Raw genomic sequence first — 22,170 nt, forward strand, 5'->3', positions numbered from 1 at the left:
TGTTCAGGTGCGGCAAACGAGCCGCGCCTGCTCCGCCAACGCCCGCAACACATGCGCGGCCGCGGCAAAACCGAAGCTCGCCGTCACGCACACGCTCGATCCAAATCCCGCACAGTTCAAACCCACCGGTCCCGTATGACCCGGCGACGTCGTGACGTGCTCCGCTTCCTCGTCGATATCGCAGACAGCGGCTTCCGGATAGATCAGCGGCTCGTCGGAATACACCGCGCTCACCTTGAACTTCGCCTTCGGACCACGCGGAAAGCCATGCAGTTTGCGCAACTGTCCGCGCACTTTCGACAGCAACGGGTCCTGGATGGTCAACGCAAGATCGTCAATCCGAATCCGCGTCGGGTCCAGTTGCCCGCCCGCGCCGCCCACCGTAATCAACGGCTGCTTCTTCTCCACGCACCATGCGATCAACGCGGTCTTGGTGCGCACGCTGTCGATCGCATCAATCACGTAATCAAAACCACCGCCGAGCGTCGCCGCAAAATTGTCCGGCTCGACGAAGTCTTCAATCAGCCGCACGTCGCAGAACGGATTGATTGCCGCGATGCGTTCGGCCATCGCCTCAACCTTCGGTTTTCCGTAGTTACCGTCTAGCGCGTGGATCTGGCGGTTAGTGTTGCTCTCGGCGACGTTGTCGAGATCGATCAAGGTCAGCGTGCCGACCGCGCTGCGCGCTAACGCCTCTGCCACCCAGGAGCCGACCCCGCCGATGCCGATCACGGCGACGTGCGCCCCTTCGAACGCAGCGAGCGCCGGCGCGCCGTACAGGCGGGCAATGCCGCCGAAGCGCCGTGCGCGGTCGGCGGTTTCACTCCCGTCGAGGCTGGTAGTAAGATCGGAATGCGCGGTGGGGCTGGACATGGCGGAAGGCTCGTTCAAAGCAGGCAAAACACAAAGTGATAAAAACGCTCAGGTACACCCAAGCGTTCGCAGCCCGTATTTTGCCTGATCGCGACGATGCACATGGCCACACCCACTTAGGCACGAATGGCTGCAAAACGTAGTGGCCTGGATGTCCACACAGCGCGGCGGGCCTTGATCTGGTCGCGCGCAAAGAATTCACGCCTTGGCTATACTGGTTGTACTGTAGCGTTCGCATAAGAACATGACCTCACTCGCCGAACTTCGAAAAAACTATTCGCTGGGTTCTTTGGACGTTGCCGATATCGACCGCAACCCGTTTCGTCAATTCGACACGTGGTTTAAGCAAGCGGTAGACGCCCAACTGCCCGAACCGAATACGATGACGCTGGCCACTGTCGACTCGCGTGGCCGGCCGTCGGCGCGTATCGTGCTGATCAAAGGTGTCGACGAGCGCGGCTTTGTGTTCTTCACCAATTACGAAAGCCGCAAGGGCCGCGAACTGGCCGCCAATCCCTACGCGAGCTTGCTGTTCTACTGGATCGAACTCGAACGCCAGGTGCGCGTTGAAGGCCGCATCGTCAAAACCAGCCCGGCAGAAAGCGATACGTATTTCGCGTCGCGTCCGCTCAGTTCACGCATCGGCGCGTGGGCATCCAATCAAAGTCAGGTAATTGAAAGCCGTTCGCAGCTCGAAACACGTGAACGCGAAATCACCCTGCAATACGGCGACCAGCCACCGCGCCCACCGCACTGGGGCGGTTATCGTTTGGTACCCGAAGCAATCGAATTCTGGCAGGGCCGACCGTCGCGTCTACACGACCGTTTGCTCTACACGCGTTCAAGCGAAAGTAGCGACTGGCAAATCTCCCGCCTATCGCCTTGAATCGGAATACAACACGTATGCGCGTTGCCAACGCAGCAGCGCGCGACGGCCGGATTGCGCCTCGCGGTATGGGAGTTGCACCGCAGTGAGCTGCGATCCACACAGGCTTTGCTTTAGTTCAACGGACACGGAGAAATCACATGTTCTGGGAGAAAAAGCTGGCGCAGTGGGTGGAAGATGTAAAAACCAAGGCTAACGTGCCAGCACGCCTTGTGCTGTGGGACGGCCAGCAACATGACTTCGGGCAGTTCGCCGCGCCTCAGGTCACGCTACATGTCAAAAGCGCCACGGCGCTGCCCTATCTGCTCGAACCGAGCCTCGACAATCTCGGCGAGGCGTATGTGAAGGGCAAGATCGACATCGAAGGCAAGCTGTCGGACATCATCAACGTCAGCTACCAGCTCGCGCGCAACACCGTCACCAGCGCGAGCAAGCTGGCGCGCGTGCGGCGCTACTTCCAGCACTCGAAGTCGTCGGACAAGAAGGCCATTCAGTATCACTACGACGTCTCGAACGAGTTCTACAAGCTGTGGCTCGACGAGAACATGGTGTACTCGTGTGCGTACTTCGAGAATGGCGATGAAGATCTCGCCACCGCGCAGATCAAGAAGATCGACCACATCCTCACCAAGATCCAGTTGCAACCGGGGCAGCGCCTGCTCGATATCGGCTGCGGCTGGGGTGCGCTCGTACTGCGCGCGGCGCAGAAATTCGGTGCGAAGTGCGTGGGTGTGACGCTGTCGCAAAACCAGTTCGATCTCGCTACCGCCCGCGTGAAAGCCGCGGGCCTGGAAAACCAGATCGAGATTCGTCTGCAGGATTACCGCGACGTCGAAGGGCAGTTCGATCGCATCACCAGCGTCGGCATGTTCGAGCACGTGGGCCGCAAGAATCTGCCGGGCTACTTCCAGAAGATCCACGATCTGCTCGTCGACGACGGCGTCGCCATGAATCACGGCATCACGTCGAGCGATTCGGACAGCGGCGAAACCGCGCTCGGCGGCGGCGAATTCATCGACCGCTATGTGTTCCCGGACGGCGAGCTACCGCATATCGGCCTCGCGCTCGAAGCAATGCAGCGCGGTGGGCTCGAAGCGGTTGACGTCGAAAGCCTGCGCCGTCACTATGCGCACACGCTGGACATCTGGGCGGAAAACTTCGAGGCGCATGCGGACGAAGCCCGCACGCTGGTCGATGACGAAAAATTCCGCATCTGGCGCGTGTACCTCGCCGGTTGCGCGTACGCTTTCGAAACCGACGACGTCTCGATCTACCAGGTGGTGTGCCGCAAAGCCGGCCGCAGTGCGACAACCTTGCCGTGGTCGCGTCACTATATGTACGACAAATCACTGTGATACGGTTGCGCCACGGCGATGTGCCGTGGCTGCGTGCCGGGTCTACGTGCATTGCGTGGCGGCCCGACACGGCGCAAACCTTAAACAGCAGGTCGAACATCGATGGACCAGAGCGGGACAAGCGAAGTTGAACAACCGGTGAGCGGCGAGCAGGACGCACAGGCCGACGCACCGCAGTTCGATCTGTTCGGGATGCCGGTCGAGCAGGCACCGGCATCGGCGGCGCCTGCCGCTGCCACCCCGGCAACAGCCGACGAAACGGCACAGCTTGAGCGGCGGCGTCAGCCGCGCGCGAAGAAGAGTGCCACCACCCTCTGGCAGGAAGATGACGCGCCGCCGGCGCCCATCGCCGACGCCGACTCCAGTTCAACACCGTCTTCCCTGGATGGGCCGAAGAAACGCCGTACCCGCGACGTGCTCGCCGCTCCACCCTCTGCTGAACTCCTGGCGCTCGCCGCCGAACTGCCGTCGCAGATCCATCTCGGTACGTCGACGTGGTCGTTTCCGGGCTGGAACGGCATCGTCTACGGCGACGAGTACAGCAATAGCAAACTCTCGCGCGAGGGTTTGACTGCCTACGGCGCGCATCCGCTGTTAAGGACTGTCAGCATCGACCGGTCGTTTTACCAGGCGCTCACCGTCACCGAATACTTGCGCTACGCGCAGCAGGTGCCGGCGCACTTCCGCTTCATCGTCAAAGCGCCGATGACGATCACCGACGCGACCGTCCGCGCCGAACGCGGCGAGCCGGTTTCGTTGAACCCGTGCTTCCTGAACGCGCAAATGGCAATCGACGAATTCGTCACGCCATGTCTCGAAGGCCTCGGTGCGAAAGCCGGTGCGCTCGTGTTCCAGCTCTCTCCGCTGCCCGACCAGATGCTCGCGCAACCGGCGGTGTTCATCGAGCGACTCGCCGAGTTCCTGACGGCGTTGCCGAAGCTGCCCGAAGGCACGTGCTATGCGATCGAAATCCGCGATGGGAGTTTGCTCACGCCGCGCTTTATCCGCACGCTAAAGGCGGCGGGCGTGCGGTACTGCGTGGGGATTCATGCGCGGATGCCGGATCCGCTGCGCCAGGCGGCGGCGCTCGCGCTGCTGGACGGCGAGCCGGCCGGCCCGCTGATCGTGCGCTGGAGTTTGCACGGCGGCTTCAAATACGAACAGGCGAAAGCCAAGTACGAACCGTTCGACCAGTTGGTCGATCAGGACCCGTCGACACGCGCCGCGCTCGCCGAACTGGCCGCGCGCTATGCGCTGGCCGGCCAGCCGGTGGTGATCGCGATCAACAACAAGGCGGAGGGGTCGGCGCCGTTGAGTTGCGTGGAACTGGCGCGGGAGATTATTGAAGCGTATGCGCGGCTTGCTCATGAGCACGAACACGAGCATGACCATGCGCAAACGCGCCCGGAGTCGGAGCCGAATCCGAACGAGAATGGGCAGCAAGAAGGGGACGAGCAAGGCTGAGCGGCGCAGCGCCCGCGCATGGCGAAGCGCCTGAGGTCTCCTGGCTTGCCGAGCCGCGATGTAAGCGGCGGCCCAGCTTGAAACCTGAACCGCCGCCTATCTCGCCGTCTCGCCAATCAGTCCGCCATCAAATCTCCACTGCCGCGCCGACTCAGCTCGCCTTGATCCGATGGGCGAACTTCTGACGGAACTTCGCAACTTTCGGCGCCACCACGAACGAGCAGTACCCCTGATTCGGATGCTGCGCGAAGTAGTTCTGGTGATACGCCTCGGCCGGCCAGTAGTTGCCGTCGAGCGGTAACACCTGGGTGACGATCTGGCCGTCGTAGATACCCTGTTCGCCGATCTCGCGAATCGCCTGCAGCGCCGTTTCTCGCTGCGCGTCGGAGTGGGTAAAAATCACCGAGCGGTACTGCGTGCCGACATCGTTACCCTGCCGGTTCAACTGGGTCGGATCGTGGATCGCGAAGAAAATATCGAGAATCTCGCGATAGCTGATCTTCGCCGGATCGAAGTCGACGTTCACGACTTCCGCGTGGCCCGTCACGCCGTCGCACACCTGTTCGTAGGTCGGCCGCTGGGTCTGGCCGCCCGCATAGCCCGACTCCACCGAGTTCACGCCTTCGACGCCCAGATATACCGCTTCGAGGCACCAGAAACACCCGCCACCGAGGGTGGCGACTTCGCCTGTCTGACTCATGCTGCTTGCTCCTTGATACTCATAGTCGGCCGATGCCGGTCCCAGTTAACCGCAACGCTCATGCCACCACCAAGACTTTCCAGCTTAGCGGTTTTTCCATTACCCGGCAGGTGTCGCGGCCAGTCCACCGCGATTGCAGTTAAAATTGGGGCAAATCGACGATTTTCACTATGACTTTTGAATCATTTGTTTCCGGCCGCACGCGCGATGGGTTCAGTCCGGGGTTCGCCCGGTTTGCGCCGAAGGCTTCCGCCCGATGAAGCGCGCCAGCCCGCCCAACTTCGACCAGCCCGCCTTTAAACAGGCGCTCAGCCAATTCGCCACCGGCGTCACCGTCATCACCACGCGTGCAGCATCCGGCCAGTTGATCGGCATCACGGCCAGCTCGTTCAATTCGGTTTCGCTCAATCCGCCGCTGGTGCTGTGGAGCCTCGCCACGCGCTCGGCGTCGATGTCGGTGTTCCGGGCGAACAGTCACTACGTGGTCAACGTACTCGCCGCGTCGCAGCTCGATCTGTGCAAGCGCTTTGCCACGGTGAAGGGCGATCGTTTCGAAGGTGTTTCGCACGCCGAAGGCGACACCGGCATGCCGGTGCTCGACGGCGCGCTCGCCTGGTTCGAATGCCACAACCGCAGCCGCTACGAAGAAGGCGACCACGTGATTTTCGTCGGCGAAGTGGAGCGCTGCGGCGTCCACGAGAGTGCCGCGGAGATTGCGCCGCTGGTCTTCCACAGCGGTCAATTCCACGGACTCAAATCGCTCTGAACGCGGCGCCGCTGTGTTTTAACAGCGGCCCGCACGCGGGCAAAAGCGGGTACACGCCGACGCAAGCTGAGCAGCTCCTCGCACTCAGCTATGCGGCGCGCTATGTCCGGTCGTTTTCGGCACCAGCGACACTGGCACGCCCGAATCTTCTTTCAACGTCTGCAACACGATATTCGAACGAATATCCATCACGCCCGGCGCCTTATAGAGGCGTTGCAGCACGAAATCCGAATAGTGTTTGAGGTTGTGGGCGAGCACTCGCAGCAGATAATGGGTTTCGCCGGTCACGACAAACGCGCCGACCACTTCCGGCCAGTCCCGCACCGCCTCAGCAAAACGCTCGTGCCAGTTCTCCTGGTCGTTGCGCATTGACACCTGCACGAACGCTTCCAGTTCGAAACCCAGCACTTCGCGGTTCAGACACGCGCGGTAATGTTCGATGACGCCCTGCTCTTCCAGCAGGCGCAGGCGTCGTAGACAGGCCGATGGCGAAAGCGAAATGCGCTCCGCCAAATCGAGATTGCTGATCCGTCCTTCTTGCTGAAGCACCGTCAAGATACGGCAATCGGTGGCGTCGAGCGAGATCGCGTTCATATTCGGTCTCCCTTTCCCATTTGACTCAAATTATGTTCCAAGACACGGCTCAGAAGGAGATTTTTTCGCAATCACATTTCGCGCCAAGCCACCTATCATTCCTGGATAGACACAATCCGCCGATGGAGACATGGAAACACTCTGGGACATCACCCCCGCCGTCGATACCGCGACGCCCGTCTGGCCCGGCGATACGCCGGTCGGCATCGAACGCGTATGGCGCATGGAGGCGGGCTCGCCCGTCAACGTCGCGCGGCTGACCTTGTCGCCGCATACCGGCGCCCACACCGACGCCCCGCTTCACTACGACGCCGAAGGCGCGGCGATCGGCCAGGTTGCGCTCGATGCGTACCTTGGACGCTGCCGCGTAATTCATTGCATCGGCGCTTCGCCTGTTGTGACGCCACAACACCTGACTGGCTCGCTCGACGACGTGCCGCCGCGAGTCTTACTACGTACTTACAAAAACGCGCCGACTGAGGTCTGGGATAGCGGGTTCTGCGCGGTTGCGCCGGAGACGATCGATCTCCTCGCTGCTCGCGGCGTAAAGCTGATCGGCATCGATACGCCTTCGCTCGATCCGCAGGACTCGAAGACGATGGACGCGCACCACCGGATTCGCGCGCACCGCATGGCGATTCTCGAAGGCATCGTGCTGGATGTCGTCGCGCCCGGCGACTACGAACTGATCGCGCTGCCGCTGAAGCTGACCACGCTCGATGCGAGTCCCGTGCGCGCCGTGTTGCGCGCGCTGCCCGAATTTCGCTGATCGTCGACGCTCTCTAAAACTGAATCACCGCACTCATCGCATCCACCGAATTCCCTGATCTGATTGACTGGACCATCATGAATACTCGTGAAGAAGCATTGGCGCTGGATAGCGCCGACCCGCTCGCAACGCTGCGCGACCAGTTCGCGCTGTCGTCGACGACCATCTATCTCGACGGCAACTCGCTCGGCGTGCCGCCGGCCGCTGCCGCGCAGCGCGCGCAGACCGTGATCGGCGCCGAATGGGGCGAAGGTCTCATCCGCAGTTGGAACACCGCCGGCTGGTTTGAATTGCCGCGCCGTCTTGGCAACAAGCTCGCACCGCTGATCGGTGCGGCTGAAAACGAGGTGGTCGTCACGGATACGATTTCGATCAATCTGTTCAAGCTTTTGTCGGCAGCCCTGCGCTTGGCGAACGCACGCGATCCGAAGCGTCGTGTGATCGTTTCTGAGCGCTCGAATTTCCCGACCGATCTGTATATCGCGCAAGGGCTGATCGAACAGCTCGACCGCGGTTATGAGTTGCGCCTCGTTGACGATCCGTCCGAGTTGCCCGCCGCGATCGGCGACGACACCGCGATCGCGATGATCACTCATGTGAATTACCGCACCGGCTATATGCACGACATGGCCGCGTTGACGAAGCTCATCCACGACAAAGGCGCGCTTGCGCTGTGGGACCTCGCGCATTCAGCGGGCGCGGTGCCGGTCGACCTGAATGGCGTTGGCGCCGACTACGCGGTGGGCTGCACGTATAAGTATCTGAATGGCGGTCCGGGTTCGCCAGCGTTCGTGTGGGTGCCGAAGCGGCATCAAAACGATTTCTCGCAGCCGCTGTCCGGTTGGTGGGGTCATCGTGCGCCGTTCAAGATGGACCCGGAGTACCAACCTGACGATGGCATCGGCCGCTTCCTGTGCGGCACGCAACCGATGGTGTCGATGTCGCTGGTCGAATGTGGTCTCGATGTGTTCCTGCAAACTGATATGCAGACGATCCGCGCGAAGTCGCTCGCGTTGACCGATTTGTTTATCGAACTGGTCGAAGCGCGTTGCGGAGAATTTCCTTTGAAGCTCGTGACACCCCGTGAGCATGCGCAGCGCGGTTCGCATGCAAGCTTCGAGCATCCGCATGGTTATGAAGTGATGCAGGCGTTGATCGCGCGTGGCGTGATCGGCGACTATCGCGAGCCGCATGTATTGCGGTTTGGCTTTACGCCGCTGTATACGCGCTTTGTCGATGTGTGGGACGCGGTGGAGACGCTGCGCGATGTGCTTACGCAAGAGACCTGGCGGGCACCTGAATTTGCCGCTCGCGGCGCTGTGACCTAAGGAGCGCGCGATGACAGATCACATGCAAACGCCGGGATTGCCGGAAGAAAAGCCGGCGCAAGGGTGTCCGTTTGGGCATGGCAGTGGGGTTGCCCCTTCGGCCGCTGCTACGGCCTCTGCCGCTGCCGATTCCGGCGATGGCTGGCATGATGCGCAGCTCGATTTTTCGGAGTCGATGAGTTACGGCGACTATCTTTCGCTGGGGACGGTGCTGGATGCGCAGCATCCGTTGTCGCCGGATCACAACGAGATGCTGTTCATCATCCAGCATCAGACGAGTGAGTTGTGGATGAAGCTCGCGCTGTATGAATTGCGCGCGGCGCTGAAGGCGGTGCATCGCGATGAGTTGCCGCCGGCGTTCAAGATGCTCGCTCGTGTGTCGCGGATCATGGAGCAACTCGTGCAGGCATGGAGCGTTCTCGCGACGATGACGCCATCCGAGTACACGGCAATGCGGCCTTATCTGGGTAGCTCCTCCGGCTTTCAGTCTTATCAGTATCGGCAGATCGAGTTTTTGCTCGGCAATAAGAATGAGCAGATGCTGAAGCCGCACGCGCATCGCGCGGATGTTCTTGCTGAGGTGACGGCTTCGTTGGAAGCGCCTTCGTTTTACGATGAAGTTGTTCGACTGTTGGCGCGTCGTGGATTTGCGATTTCACCTTCCAGATTGGATCGGGATTGGACGCAGCCTACTACGCATGATGCTTCTGTTGAGGCGGCGTGGTTGGAGGTTTATCGGAATCCTTCGCAGCATTGGGAGTTGTATGAGATGGCGGAGGAACTTGTCGACCTCGAGGATGCGTTTCGGCAGTGGCGGTTCAGGCATGTGACTACGGTTGAGCGGATTATTGGGTTCAAGCAAGGCACGGGTGGTACGAGTGGTGCGCCTTATCTGCGGAAGATGCTCGATGTGGTTTTGTTTCCTGAGCTTTGGCATGTGAGGACGATGCTTTAAGCGTCTTCGTTTCGTTGCCAATGTGTGATCCCATTCTCACAACGTATGGTGACCCATGGACGCACCGGCCCAAATGTAAAGATTGGTCACAGTTCGTGTGTTTAGCCTGCGTGGTTGATCGTCTTAAAAAACGGTTGGGTTAGATTTCTGTGTGCCGTTGGACAAAACGGCAGGGTGTGAGAGCCCGAAGCAACGAAACGCACTACTCGCGAAAGTAGGTAGTGCTCAATCACGCACACCTTTTCTATGGGCGGGTCGTGGTGAGTGGGTCGCAAGACCCGCCGGTTTCGTTTTGTTGCCCGGTCTCTCAAACTCGCTACGTGCCCGCTCACCTGTTAGAGAGTGTCGGGCGTTTCAGGAACACATCGGAAATCGCACCATGACCAAAACCACTAAGAAGACTCAAACGGCATCACGACCGCCCGTTGATGCGCTCCAGTACGAAAAGCTCGCACTGTCGGCTTTTGGAGCGTGCGACCGACAAATCCGACAGCTTCGAACACTGATTGATCTCGCGGCGAGCATCACCCGATGCCCAGCTACGACGGTTGAGGAAAGACGCCGTGAGCGCAACCTGCTGGAACACCTGCTCTATACCGTCGAGCAATACCAGCAGGAAGTTGAATGCGACCGTGACCTGTATCAGGTGATTGCGCTTGATGCGAAGGGGGTTGCTCACAGTCGCATCACGGCCAAACTTGCGACGGAACTTCTCTCGGATGCTGCGGAGGCGGGGCGAGAAGCAGGGGAAGCTGCAGCCGAAGCCGAAGGTGTGCCGGACAAAGCGGTGACGCGTAAGCGGGAGCGCGTAAAGACTGCCGCGTGCGCGCGGGCTGATGCACAGCAGACGGCAGTGAAGCACTAGGGTGAAGTGGCGGCCACGATGCCGTCGCAAAGAAAAAGGCGCGAACAATTCGCGCCTTTTTCTTTGCAAACGCACTAGCCACCAGCGCCGCGTAGATAGACCAATCACCTCGCCGTATACCCCCCATCAATCGGCAAACAAACCCCACTAATCATCGAAGCCGCGTCGCTCAACAAAAACATAATCGGCGCAGCCACCTCTGCGGACTCCGCGAAGCGGTGCAGAGGAATCGCCTTCAACGCGGGATCACGCTTCGCGGGATCACTCCACGACTGCACCGCCATCGGTGTTAGCGTCACCGTAGGATTAACGCTATTTACTCGAATGCCGTATGGCCCCAACTCGATACACAAAGCCCGCGTAACAGCATCGAGCGCCGCCTTGGAAGCCGAATAGCTCAAATGATCATCCAGCGCCACGAGCGCAGCCTGACTGGAAACATTCACGATACTGCCAGCGCGCTTCGCATCGATCATCCCGCGAGCCACGTGCTTGGCAACCAACACCGCCCCTCGCGCATTCACCCCCATCACGCGATCGAAACTCGCGCCGGTCGTATCCACCGCACGCTCAAGCAACGCGATCCCTGCGCAGTTCACAAGCCCATCAAACGCCTCGACCGAACCCAATGCATCATCAATAGCGGACTCATCGCTCACATCGAGCATCATCGGCTCGCACCCAGTTTCCTCCGCCAACCGCGCAAGCTCATTCACATTCCGCGCCGCCGCGACCACATTCGCGCCGGAACCGCACAACGCTTCCACCGTCGCACGCCCAATCCCACTCGACGCGCCCGTCACGAGAATCGAGCGACCGGAAAAATCAAAAGTAGCATTCATGACGTCTGCAACCGATGCATGAGCGGCTTCAACGCCGGATACAAATCCGTATAAACGCCGAACCGCTGCTCATACAGCGCCATCCGTTGCGCATTCGGTTCTGCACGTTCAATCAGCGTGACCCATCCGTTCTGCGCTTCTTCACGCGATACCAGACCAACGCCGACACCAGCCAGCAACGCCGCCCCCATCGCTGCCTCTACGTCCTGCTCGATCGTATAGACCGGATAGCCGGTAATGTCCGCAATGATCTGCATCCACAAATCCGAATGCGCGGCGCCGCCCACGACGATCAACTTGTCATCCAGCGATTGTGCGCCCCTACGTCCCGCTTCGATGTTGTGCTTCAACGCGAACGACACGCCCTCCAACACCGCGCGATACAAATGTGCCCGCGTGTGAAACAGGCTCAGACCAACAAACGCTCCACTCGCCTTCGCATCCCACACGGGGCTTCGTTCCCCCATCAAATACGGCAAGAACATCACCCCGTCAGAGCCTGCGGGAATCTGAGAAGCACTCTCTTCAAGCAAGCGATGCGGATCCCCATTCGGCATCGCACGCGCTGCCTCGGTCTCCTCATGACAGAACTGCTCCCGATACCACGTCACCGAAGCGCCCGCCGTAATCGCGCCACCAAAAACATAAATATCGCGTTGACCGTTGAACACATGCGGCATGCTGATCAGCCCATGCCGCGCATCGACGGTCTGATTGATATACCCCCAGCACATACTCGTACCGATCATTGCAACGTGCTGCCCCGCGCGCGTGACGCCCGCGGCAAACGTCGCCACCGCGGCATCCACGCCGCCCGCAACGATCGCTGTGCCCGCTTCCAATCCGAGTTGCTCGGTCCACTGCGACAACAACCCGCCCACCACGTCCGACGATTCCAACAACCGCTCCGGCATCATCGTCGCAGGGATGCCGAGCATGTCGAGCGCTTCATCCGACCAGTCGCGTTTCGCCATATCGTAGATGCCGCCGATATTGCCCGCCGAACTATGATCGACGGCGACCTCACCGGACAGCATATAAATCACGTAAGCATTCGGCGGCAGGAAGTAACGCGTATGCGCCCAGATTTCCGGTTCGTGATCGCGCAACCACAGCATCTTGGTGTAACCGTAGTAGCTGTCCACGCCGTTACCCGTGATCGCATACAAGCGCTCGAGGTCAATGTTTTTACGCACCCACTCGACCTGATCGGTCGCACGCCGGTCCATCCAGATCAGACACGGATAAAGCGGCCGCATATCGCTATCGACGGGAATCCCCGAGCCACCATACAGACTGCTCACGCACACCGCTTTGATCGACTTCGCCGCAACGCCCGCCTCCTTCGCCTTGCGCACGCAAGCCGCAATACACTCCACAACCGCCTTCAACCACACCGCCGGCCATTGCTCGGCCCATAGCGGCTTGGGCGTATCCGGCTGATAGCTCGACGCATGCTGTGCGACGATGGCGCCGTGCTGATCGACCAGCAAAGCCTTGGTGCTCTGCGTGCCGATATCGACGCCGATGACGTAGTCCATACAGTCTCCGTTTATATGCCGCTCGTCCTTGCCTCACGCCGCGCCAAGCACTCAGGCACGCGGCTTCATCAATACCTTGATCGAATCGAGCGAGTTAGCGACCTTGATCGCTTCGTCCCATTCTTCCAGCGAAAAACCGTGCGTGACAATACCCTTCGACGTCACGAGCCCGCGAGCCAGCAAATCGATCGCAATCGGATAACAGTATGGACCCAGATGCGCACCGCGCACATCGAGTTCCTTGCGGTCGCCGATCACCGACCAGTCCAGCGTCGTATCCGCACCGAACACGGAAAACTCGACGAAGCGACCAAGCTTGCGAATCATCTCCATGCCCTGATTGACGCCGATCGGCGCGCCGGTCGTTTCGATGTAGACGTCGCAACCATAGCCATCTGTCAGCGAATGAATGATCGCCAGCGCGTCTTCCTGTTTCGGATTGATCGTCACGTCCGCGCCGTATTCACGCGCAAGTGCCAGACGCTCCTCAACCAGATCGATCACGACCAGCTTCTTCGGCGTTTTCAGATGCGCGACTTGCGTCATCATCAAGCCAAGCGGACCTGCTCCGGCAATCACCACCACGTCGTCGAGTTGCAGATCACCGCGGTTCACTGTGTGGATCGCGCAAGCCAGCGGTTCGATGATCGCCGCGTCTTCGAGCGAGATGCCGTCGGGAATCTTGTGGACGATTGCGGTCGGCGGAATGCGCATATATTCGGCCATGCCGCCGTCCGCGACTTCGCGCTGGAAACCGAAGATGTTGTGCACCTCACACATCCAGTACTGGCCGGATTTGCAATAGCGGCACTTGCCACACGGTACGATCTGTTCGGCGATCACGCGGTCGCCGATCTTCACGCCGAAATGATCCGCCGCGCCCTCGCCGATTTCTTCGACGAAACCGAAGAACTCGTGCCCCGGAATCACCGGCGCTTTGACCCACGGGCTCGGGCCGCCCCAAAACATCTTCGCACCCGAATGACATTTACAGTCGCTCGCACAAATGCCGCACGCGGCGATGCGGATCACCAACTCATGCGCGCGAGCCTTAGGCTTGGACACCTGTTCGACGCGATAGTCTTTCGGAGCGTGGCAGACGATCGCCGTCATGTTTTGCTTATCGGATTGCGTGGATTGAGTCATTGCATGGTCCTGCTAAAAGGAGGTCGTTTAAGAGTTACTTTCTACGGTCGCGGCTGATGTAGATCGCCAGCAAAATAATTCCGCCCTTGATCACGTTCTGTACATAAGGATTCACGCCGACCATGTTGAGGCCGTTGTTCAACACGCCCAGTAGCAACGCACCGATCAGAGTGCCGATGATCGAGCCGCGTCCGCCGGAGATCGAGGTACCGCCCATCACCACGGCAGCGATGGCATCGAGTTCGAAGCCGACGCCTGCGTTCGGCTGGCCACTCATCAAACGAGCAGTCAATACGATGGCGGCAAAGGAGGACGTCAAACCAGCAATCGAGTAGACGATCAGCTTCACGCGAGCCACGCGCACGCCGGACAGACGTGTCGCCTGTTCGTTGCCACCGATCGCATAGACATAGCGGCCAAACGGCATGCGTTCGAGCAACACCCAGGCAATCGCATAGATCACCACCATGATCACAACCGGCGCCTGAATGCCGAGAATCTTGCCGCTGCCGAAGAAACTGACCCACTCAGGCAGACCGTCGATTGGATAACCACCCGTGTAGATCAGCGCGAGGCCACGAGCGATCCCCATCGTCGCAAGCGTGACAATGATCGGCGGCATACCGGCAAACGCGACGAAGAACCCGTTCGCAGCACCGAAGCCCAAACCGACCGCGATGCCGACTGCCAAGGCAGCCACCGCATTCATCCCGGCCACCATCAAGCCCGCGGCGAGCGTGCCCGCCAAAGCCATCACGGAGCCCACCGACAGATCGATACCACCGGTCAGAATCACGCACGTCATCCCCACAGCAATGATCGCGTTGATCGACACCTGGCGCAGGACGTTCTCCAAATTCGCAGCGGAGAGAAAACTGTCGCTCGCGAATACCATCACGATGCACACCACCAGCAAGCCGATGAACGGATAGAAGAGCGTCGAGCGTTTCAACGCGGCCCAAGTAAAACGCACCGGTGCGCCCGGCGTGTCACTAGTGACAGTCGACGTTTTCGGCGATGAAGAAGGATTAGGCGTGTTCATGAACTGCTCCACGGGTGCCGGCTGTTGCATAGGTCATCACGGCGTTCGAGTCGATCTCGCCGCCTTCGAGCATCGCTTCGATGCGGCCCTGACGGAACACGGCGACGCGGTCGCACATGCCAACGATCTCTGGCAATTCGGACGAGATCATGATGATCGAGTAGCCGCGCGCGGTGAGCTCGCGCATCAGCAGATAGATTTCGGCTTTGGCGCCGACGTCGATGCCGCGCGTCGGTTCGTCGAAGATGAGAATGTTGGTATGGTGATTCAGCCAACGCGCGATCACCACCTTTTGCTGATTGCCGCCTGAAAGGGTCGCGACTTCGGTGTGCATCGTCGGGGCTTTGACGCCGACGCGCTTCATGATGTCGGCGGTGGCGCGCGCTTCGCTGCGCTGATCGATGAAGAAACGCAGCGAGCGGTATTTGCCGAGGTTGTTGATCGAGATGTTCTGCTTGATCGAGAAATCGGTGATCAGACCTTCGGTCTTGCGGCTCTCCGGCAAAATGCCGACGCCGGCGCGCAAGGCATCGGCGGGATCGGATAGTTTTTCGGTTGTTCCATTGATGCGGATTTCTTTCACGTACGCCCGGTCAGCGCCGATCACAGCCAGCGCGGTTTCTGTGCGGCCCGAGCCGACCAGTCCCGCGAAACCGAGAATCTCGCCTTCGCGCAAATTGAAACTCAGCACCGGGCTGTCTTTCAGCAACTGCAGCTTTTCGACGTCGAGCACGATCTTCGCATCGGCACGCAGTGGCGGCTTCGGCGGAAAGCTGTTTTCGATGCGGCGTCCCACCATCATTTCCACGAGGCGGCTCACATCAGATTGCGCGACCTCCGTCATGCCAACGTACTGACCGTCGCGTAACACCGTAATGCGATCACACACCTCAAAGATTTCCTCCAGGTGATGCGAGATGAAGATCATCGCGACGCCCTGCGTCTTCAGGTCACGCATGATCGCGAACAGGTGTTCCGCTTCAGCGGGTGTGAGCGTCGCGGTCGGTTCATCCAGAATCAGAATGCGCGCTTCCAAAGACAACGCCTTGCCGATTTCAACAAACTGCTGCTGCGCGACCGACAGCTCACGAATCGGCACCGACAAGTCAATCGCCACGCCCAGGCGCTGAAAAATCGCGGCCGCCGCGCGCCGCATCTTGCCGCGTTCGAGCAGACCCAAACCGTTCTTCAACTCACGGCCGAGAAACATGTTCTCCACCGCATTCAGATACGGAATCAGGCTGAATTCCTGAAACACGATACCCACGCCCGCGGCGACCGCATCGTGGTAGTTCGTGAAGTGCCGCACTTCGCCCGCGATCGTGATCGTGCCTTCATCCGGCTGATAGATGCCGCACAGAATTTTCATCAGCGTGGATTTGCCCGCGCCGTTTTCGCCGAGCAACGCGTGAATCTCACCCCGAGCGATTTCCAGGTGAATGCCTTGCAGCGCCTTCACGCCTGGAAAGCTTTTGGTGATGTTGTCGAGCTTGAGTATCGTGTCCATCGGGTCCTCCTCTGCTGCTCGTCGCCATGCTCATCGAAGAAGCACATGCACATGGCAACGAGCATTCGGCTTACCAACTGAAGCCCTTGGCATTGCTCTTGTCGATCATCTTCACGTCGACCGGAATGGCTTTCGGTACATTGGCGCCCCACTTCTTCGCGAGTGCAGTGCCGAGCGCGATACGCACCTGGTCGGCCGGGAACTGCGCGGACGTTTCGATGAACTTCGAATTCGGTTTCTGGATCGCGGCAATCGCTTCCGGCGCACCGTCGACGCTGGTCAGCTTGATATCCTTGCCCGATGATTCGATCGCCGAGAGCGCGCCCATCGAGCCACCGTCGTTCACGCTGAACACACCCTTCAGATTCGGATGCGCCTGAATCATGTTCTCGGTAACGGACAACGCAGTCGCGCGTTCCTGCTTACCGTTCTGCATATCCGCGAGTTTGATGCCCGGCACTTTCGCAAGCGCCGCCTTGCAACCGCGCACACGTTCGAGAATCGGCACCACCGGAATGCCGTCGAGAATCGCCACTTCGCCGCTGCCGCCAATCGACTTCGCCAGATACTCACAGGCCATCTCGCCCGCGTCGAAATTCTTGGAGCCAACGAATGAATCGACCGGACCGTTCGCGTTCGCATCGACCGCAACCACCACCACGCCCGCCTTCTTCGCCGACGTGACCGCCGATTGAATGCCGGTCGAATCGGTCGGATTCACGAGCAGGATGTCGATCTTCTTTTGCAGCATGTCTTCGACGTCACTGACCTGCTTGCTGACGTCATGATGCGCGTCGGTGACGACCACCGTCGCGCCAATCGACGCAGCCGCATCGTTCAGCGCCTTTTGCATCGTCACAAAGTACGGGTTGTTCAACTCCTGAAACGTCATGCCGATCTTCAGCGGCGCGGCAAGTGCTGCCGGCGCGGCGATAAACGAAAGACCGAATGCAAGCGTCGCCAACGCAGCCGTGCTGCGCGCGAAGGTCTTCAACGATGTTTGCTTCGAAGTGGATTGCGTCATGGTTGTCTCCGTTATTAAAACTGTTCGATGAGATGAGCACGTCCCTCACGCTGTCTTTGGACAGCGTGATAGGTGTTGAAACGCGGATGAGTTAGAACGCTTCGGCTTTTAGCGTGGCGTAGGAGGACTACGTCGGTGGATAGGCAGCGGCAGCACTGCGTGGCAAACCTGGCGCGAGCACGATCGCGGGTGCATTGTCGATGCCGGCGCCGCGCGCGGCAGCTTCTTCGGAAGCGTCGCGGCTCGCATCGTTCAGTTGCTGATAGCGGCGGAATTTTGAAGGCGCCATGCCTTTGACCGCGAGGAACTGCCGGTTGAAATTCGACAGGTTGTTAAAGCCCGCCTTGAAGCAGATATCGGTGACGCTCAGTTCTTCGTCCGTGAGCAGTTGACACGCGAGGTTGATACGCATGCGGTTCACGTACTGCACAAACGGCAGCCCGGTATGACGGCGGAAGTACCGCGAGAACGCACTCACGCTTTGCCCGGCGAGTTGCGCGAGATCCGATTCGCGCAGATCGTTGGACAGATTCTTGCCGATATACGAGAGCGCGTGATTGATGCGCGTCGACGCAAAACCGGTCGGGTCGGCCTGATAGGCGGGACTCGCGAGCATCTCGCGGTCCTCGGCGTTCATCAGGATCTCGAGCATCGACATGAACAGCACGAGACGGCGCAGTCCGCGCGCCGCCAGCAATTCGAGGAACAACGGCTGGATCGCCGCACTCGTTTCTGCACCGAACGACACGCCGCGGCGCGAATCGGCGAGCAACGCTTCGACCTGGCGCCACTCCGGAAAACTGCCCATGCAACTCGACACGAACTCCTGCCCGAACTGAACAACCAGATTGCGCTGCGCAATCGTCTCGCCTTCCGGCACGTCGCTGACCCAGTTGTGCGGCAGGTTCGGCCCCATCAGCACGAGGTTGCCAGGCGTAAAGCTGCTGATGTGATCGCCGACGAACATCTTGCCGGTCGTCGCCACGATCAGATGGATTTCGTATTCCGGATGAAAGTGCCAGCGCACCGTGCGGTACGGATAGCCGTGCGACCACACTTTGAAGGATTCGTCGCGCCGTACGGCGACGACTTCCAGATCGGGTTGCATTCGCGTCTTCCTCCATGAAGCGGCGTGTTGCGGGTGCCGCTGAACTTCGTCTTGTATAGCGAAAAGTAGCCCTCTAGAGCCTGATCCACCACTAAAAATCAAACCGCAGACCGATACTTTTTTGCATTCGGGTTAGTCCTGGCGCGGTGAAAGTCAAATTTGATGCAATGCAATACGCACCGCGAGACACGTCCCATAACGCGCGGGCGTCACGCGAGTCGCGCCGGAAGTCCCGCCACGCCGCGCTGCGCCACGAAAAGCCCTCTACGTCGCCTTGACATTCGTTCCGCCGGGTACGATCATTCGCTCACAGACAGAGCAAATGCTCCACCCCAAGAAAAACGCACGCGCCGAGCCGTGCGATCAAGGACATTCAGGAGACGCACATGAACAGCGGGCAAGGCAGCGGCGCGGCCGCACACGTGATCCTGCACATCGGCGCGGGATCGTTTCATCGCGCGCATCAGGCGTGGTATCTCCATCGGTTGAACGAGGCGAAGGTGGCGGGCGAGCCGCACTGGTCGCTGACAGTCGGCAATATCCGCAGCGACATGAACGCGGTGCTCGACGCACTCGCCGCGCAAAACGGCGTCTATACGCTCGAGACCGTCACGCCGCAGGGCGAGCGCGCGTACGAGACGATTCGTTCGATCGAGCGCGTGGTGCCGTGGACCGAGAGTCTCGATGCGCTGATCGAAGCGGGCGCCGATCCGGCCTGCAAGATCATTGCGTTCACGGTCACCGAAGGCGGCTATTACCTCGACGAACACGACGAACTCGACACGGCCAATGCCGATCTTGCCGCTGACCTGAAAGGCGGCCACACCACGATTTACGGCGCGCTAGCGGCGATTCTCGACGCACGCATGAAGCGCGGCGCCGGCCCGGTCACGCTGCAGACCTGCGATAACCTGCGCAGCAACGGCGAGCGTTTTCATGCGGGCATGAGCGAGTTTCTCGAACGGCGCGGCGCGGAGGACCTGGCGCAATGGTTCGACGACAACACCGCGTGCCCGAGCTCGATGGTCGATCGCATCACGCCGCGTCCGACACCCGACGTGCGCGAGCGCGTGAAAGCCGCTACCGGCGTAGACGATACCTGCCCGGTGATGGGCGAGTCCTTTATCCAATGGGTGATCGAAGACCGCTTCATCGCCGGACGCCCCGCGTGGGAAAAGGTCGGCGCGGAACTGGTCGACTCGGTGCTGCCGTACGAGGAAGCGAAGATCCGCATTCTCAACGCGACGCATAGCTGCATTGCGTGGGCGGGCACGCTGGTCGGACTGACCTACATCCACGAAGGGACGCTCGATCCGGACATCAACAAATTCGCCTTCGACTACGTGACCGAAGACGTGATTCCGTGCCTCACGCCAAGCCCGCTCGATCTCGAACGCTATCGCGACGTGGTGCTCGAACGCTTCGGCAATCCCTACATCCAGGACACCAACCAGCGCGTCGCGGCCGATGGCTTTTCAAAGCTGCCCGGCTTTATTGCGCCGACGCTCGCCGAATGCTTCGAACGTGGCGTCACGCCTTCGGCGACGGCGATGTTGCCGGCGCTGTTCTTCCGCTTCCTTGAGCGCTGGAACGCCGGCACGCTGCCGTATGTGTATCAGGATGGCGTGATGGACGAACGCATCGCCCGCGGCTTCTTTAGCGCGCCCGATCCGTTGCAGGCGTTCGCCGCTGACCGCCTGCTCTGGGGCAGCATGGCGCAGACGCCGGAATTGGAATCGGCGTTGGCGGGCGCGTTGGCGCGAGTCGACGTATGGCTGGCCAAACGCGGCGCGGCCTGACCCGCGCTATAGCGAACCACGCGAAACACGCCGGTGCCAGGCTTAATGCGCATGGCACCGCGCGCCATGTGCGGCTAAAGTAGCGCATTCCTAACGACGAAGGTTTCGCGCCCATGTATCTCGGCATCGACCTCGGCACGTCCGAAGTGAAAGTCCTGCTGCTCGCCTCCGATGGACGCGTGATCGGCACCGCAGGCTCACCCTTTACGGTTTCGCGTCCGCATCAGCGCTGGGCCGAACAGAATCCTGAAGACTGGTGGGCCGGCACGCGCGCGGCGCTGGCCGCGTTGCGCGCCAAACATCCGGACGAGTTCGCGCAGATTCGCGGCATCGGCCTCTCGGGGCAGATGCACGGGGCCGTGCTGCTGGATGCGCAAGACCGCGTATTGCGGCCCGCGATCCTGTGGAACGACATGCGCAGCGACAAGGAGTGCGCGGAGCTCACCGAGCGCGCGCCGGAGTTGCACACCGTGGCCGGCAATCTCGCGATGCCCGGATTCACCGCGCCGAAGCTGCTATGGGTGGCGCACCACGAACCGGAAATCTTCGCGCAGACCGCCTGCGTGCTGCTGCCAAAGGACTACCTGCGCCTGCAACTGACCGGCGGCAAGGTGTCCGATCCATCGGATGCAGCAGGCACGCTGTGGCTCGACGTCGCCAAACGCGACTGGTCCGATTCATTGCTCGCCGCCTGCAACATGACGCGCGCGCAGATGCCGGCCTTGTGCGAAGGCAGTGAACCGTCCGGCACCCTGCTTCCCGCGGTGGCGCGCGAGTTCGGTTTGAGCGACGGCGTGATCGTCGCGGCCGGCGGTGGTGACAATGCCACGAGCGCGATCGGCATCGGCGCGACGCAACCGGGCGACGGCTTCGTCTCGCTCGGCACCTCAGGTGTGTTGTGCGTGGTCGGCGACAGCTTCCGGCCGAATCCCGCTTCCGCGGTGCACGCGTTCTGCCATGCGATTCCGGATCGCTGGCATCAGATGAGCGTGGTGTTGTCGGCGGCAAGCTGTTTGCGCTGGGTCTGCAAGCTCACCTCCACCGACGAGCCGACCCTGCTCGCCGAAATCGAGGCGCTCCCAGCGGAAGCGTTGACCACTGCCCCGCTCTTTCTGCCCTATCTATCCGGTGAACGCACGCCGCACAACGACCCGTATGCGCAGGGCGTGTTCTTCGGCATGAATCACGCGACCGATCGCGCATTGCTCGGCTACGCGGTGCTCGAAGGCGTGACGCTCGCGCTCACCGACGGCCTCGACGCGTTGCGCGCGGCCGGCACCGAAGCAAAGGCACTGTCCCTGCTCGGCGGCGGTGCGCGCAGCGACTACTGGGCACAACTGCTCGCCGACGCGCTCGACACCGCCACCCGCAAGCACGGCGGCGGCGAAACCGGCGCGGCGCTCGGCGCGGCACGCCTCGGCTGGCTGGCGGCGGGCGGCGACCCGGCCAAGGTGCTGAGCAAGCCGCCGATCGAAAAGGAGTTCACGCCGAACCCGCGACGGCACGCCGAACTGCGCAACCGGCTCGAAGCGTATCGCGCGCTCTACCGCCACGTGCGGCCGCTGTTCGACCCCGCGCGACAACCGCTCGCCTGACCGGCAAAGCA

Annotated in this window: 20 protein-coding genes; 10 read left to right on the forward strand and 10 right to left on the reverse strand. The window is 60.7% G+C overall.

Annotated elements, in window-relative coordinates; all coding sequences use genetic code 11:
- Positions 1–3: 3 nt before the first annotated feature.
- Positions 4–873, reverse strand: a complete 870-nt coding sequence (gene tcdA, locus P3T25_RS22620) for a tRNA cyclic N6-threonylcarbamoyladenosine(37) synthase TcdA (RefSeq protein WP_171926085.1) — start codon at positions 871–873, stop codon at positions 4–6.
- Positions 874–1,117: 244 nt separating this feature from the next.
- Between tcdA and pdxH the strand changes: the two genes are divergently transcribed.
- From pdxH to P3T25_RS22635, 3 genes are all read left to right on the forward strand, one after another.
- Positions 1,118–1,759 carry a pyridoxamine 5'-phosphate oxidase gene (gene pdxH, locus P3T25_RS22625; protein WP_171926084.1) on the forward strand — a complete coding sequence of 214 codons (642 nt, stop codon included), beginning with the start codon at positions 1,118–1,120 and terminating at the stop codon, positions 1,757–1,759.
- Between the two features lie 140 nt (positions 1,760–1,899).
- On the forward strand, positions 1,900–3,114 hold the full coding sequence (locus P3T25_RS22630; protein ID WP_154558625.1) for an SAM-dependent methyltransferase: 1,215 nt from the start codon (positions 1,900–1,902) through the stop codon (positions 3,112–3,114).
- A 102-nt stretch (positions 3,115–3,216) separates the two neighbouring features.
- Complete coding sequence (locus P3T25_RS22635; protein WP_429358983.1) at positions 3,217–4,578, forward strand: DUF72 domain-containing protein; 1,362 nt, start codon at positions 3,217–3,219, stop codon at positions 4,576–4,578.
- Positions 4,579–4,729: 151 nt separating this feature from the next.
- Here P3T25_RS22635 and msrA read toward each other — a convergent pair whose 3' ends face one another.
- Positions 4,730–5,278 (reverse strand): peptide-methionine (S)-S-oxide reductase MsrA, encoded by a 549-nt coding sequence (gene msrA / locus P3T25_RS22640; protein ID WP_153134590.1) that lies wholly within the window; start codon positions 5,276–5,278, stop codon positions 4,730–4,732.
- A 256-nt stretch (positions 5,279–5,534) separates the two neighbouring features.
- Between msrA and P3T25_RS22645 the strand changes: the two genes are divergently transcribed.
- Complete coding sequence (locus tag P3T25_RS22645; RefSeq protein WP_154558628.1) at positions 5,535–6,044, forward strand: flavin reductase family protein; 510 nt, start codon at positions 5,535–5,537, stop codon at positions 6,042–6,044.
- An 84-nt stretch (positions 6,045–6,128) separates the two neighbouring features.
- On the opposite strand, the gene P3T25_RS22650 is transcribed toward P3T25_RS22645, so the two are convergent.
- A complete protein-coding gene (locus P3T25_RS22650) occupies positions 6,129–6,638 on the reverse strand; it encodes an Lrp/AsnC family transcriptional regulator (RefSeq protein ID WP_054034335.1) in 510 nt (169 codons plus the stop codon).
- Positions 6,639–6,768: 130 nt separating this feature from the next.
- Between P3T25_RS22650 and kynB the strand changes: the two genes are divergently transcribed.
- The 4 genes from kynB (at position 6,769) to P3T25_RS22670 (ending at position 10,555) form a co-directional block, all read left to right on the forward strand.
- Positions 6,769–7,407, forward strand: a complete 639-nt coding sequence (kynB, locus tag P3T25_RS22655; protein ID WP_429358984.1) for an arylformamidase — start codon at positions 6,769–6,771, stop codon at positions 7,405–7,407.
- A 77-nt stretch (positions 7,408–7,484) separates the two neighbouring features.
- Entirely contained in the window at positions 7,485–8,735 is a 1,251-nt protein-coding gene (gene kynU / locus P3T25_RS22660; RefSeq protein ID WP_429358985.1) for a kynureninase, read from the forward strand.
- 10 nt (positions 8,736–8,745) lie between these two features.
- Complete coding sequence (gene kynA, locus P3T25_RS22665; RefSeq protein WP_429358986.1) at positions 8,746–9,690, forward strand: tryptophan 2,3-dioxygenase; 945 nt, start codon at positions 8,746–8,748, stop codon at positions 9,688–9,690.
- Positions 9,691–10,069: 379 nt separating this feature from the next.
- The gene (locus P3T25_RS22670) at positions 10,070–10,555 is read left to right on the forward strand and encodes a hypothetical protein (RefSeq protein ID WP_154558632.1); all 486 of its coding nucleotides are present in this window, start codon (positions 10,070–10,072) and stop codon (positions 10,553–10,555) included.
- Positions 10,556–10,659: 104 nt separating this feature from the next.
- On the opposite strand, the gene P3T25_RS22675 is transcribed toward P3T25_RS22670, so the two are convergent.
- From P3T25_RS22675 to P3T25_RS22705, 7 genes are all read right to left on the reverse strand, one after another.
- Positions 10,660–11,397 carry an SDR family oxidoreductase gene (locus tag P3T25_RS22675; RefSeq protein ID WP_429358987.1) on the reverse strand — a complete coding sequence of 246 codons (738 nt, stop codon included), beginning with the start codon at positions 11,395–11,397 and terminating at the stop codon, positions 10,660–10,662.
- A complete protein-coding gene (locus P3T25_RS22680) occupies positions 11,394–12,938 on the reverse strand; it encodes an FGGY-family carbohydrate kinase (RefSeq protein ID WP_429358988.1) in 1,545 nt (514 codons plus the stop codon). Before P3T25_RS22680 ends, P3T25_RS22675 begins: the two co-directional genes overlap by 4 nt.
- Before the next feature lie 51 nt (positions 12,939–12,989).
- Entirely contained in the window at positions 12,990–14,084 is a 1,095-nt protein-coding gene (locus P3T25_RS22685; protein WP_429358989.1) for an alcohol dehydrogenase catalytic domain-containing protein, read from the reverse strand.
- A gap of 34 nt (positions 14,085–14,118) precedes the next feature.
- Complete coding sequence (locus P3T25_RS22690; protein ID WP_175050843.1) at positions 14,119–15,126, reverse strand: ABC transporter permease; 1,008 nt, start codon at positions 15,124–15,126, stop codon at positions 14,119–14,121.
- A complete protein-coding gene (locus P3T25_RS22695) occupies positions 15,113–16,633 on the reverse strand; it encodes a sugar ABC transporter ATP-binding protein (RefSeq protein ID WP_429358990.1) in 1,521 nt (506 codons plus the stop codon). Before P3T25_RS22695 ends, P3T25_RS22690 begins: the two co-directional genes overlap by 14 nt.
- A gap of 70 nt (positions 16,634–16,703) precedes the next feature.
- The gene (locus P3T25_RS22700) at positions 16,704–17,657 is read right to left on the reverse strand and encodes a substrate-binding domain-containing protein (RefSeq protein WP_154558641.1); all 954 of its coding nucleotides are present in this window, start codon (positions 17,655–17,657) and stop codon (positions 16,704–16,706) included.
- A gap of 127 nt (positions 17,658–17,784) precedes the next feature.
- The gene (locus P3T25_RS22705; RefSeq protein ID WP_429358991.1) at positions 17,785–18,765 is read right to left on the reverse strand and encodes an AraC family transcriptional regulator; all 981 of its coding nucleotides are present in this window, start codon (positions 18,763–18,765) and stop codon (positions 17,785–17,787) included.
- Between the two features lie 386 nt (positions 18,766–19,151).
- Here P3T25_RS22705 and dalD point away from each other — a divergent pair, with 386 nt between their 5' ends.
- Complete coding sequence (gene dalD, locus P3T25_RS22710; protein WP_429358992.1) at positions 19,152–20,564, forward strand: D-arabinitol 4-dehydrogenase; 1,413 nt, start codon at positions 19,152–19,154, stop codon at positions 20,562–20,564.
- Between the two features lie 113 nt (positions 20,565–20,677).
- A complete protein-coding gene (gene xylB / locus P3T25_RS22715; RefSeq protein WP_266261132.1) occupies positions 20,678–22,159 on the forward strand; it encodes a xylulokinase in 1,482 nt (493 codons plus the stop codon).
- The last annotated feature ends 11 nt before the right edge of the window (positions 22,160–22,170 follow it).

Source organism: Paraburkholderia sp. GAS32 (assembly GCF_050434225.1).
Classification (GTDB): domain Bacteria; phylum Pseudomonadota; class Gammaproteobacteria; order Burkholderiales; family Burkholderiaceae; genus Paraburkholderia; species Paraburkholderia madseniana.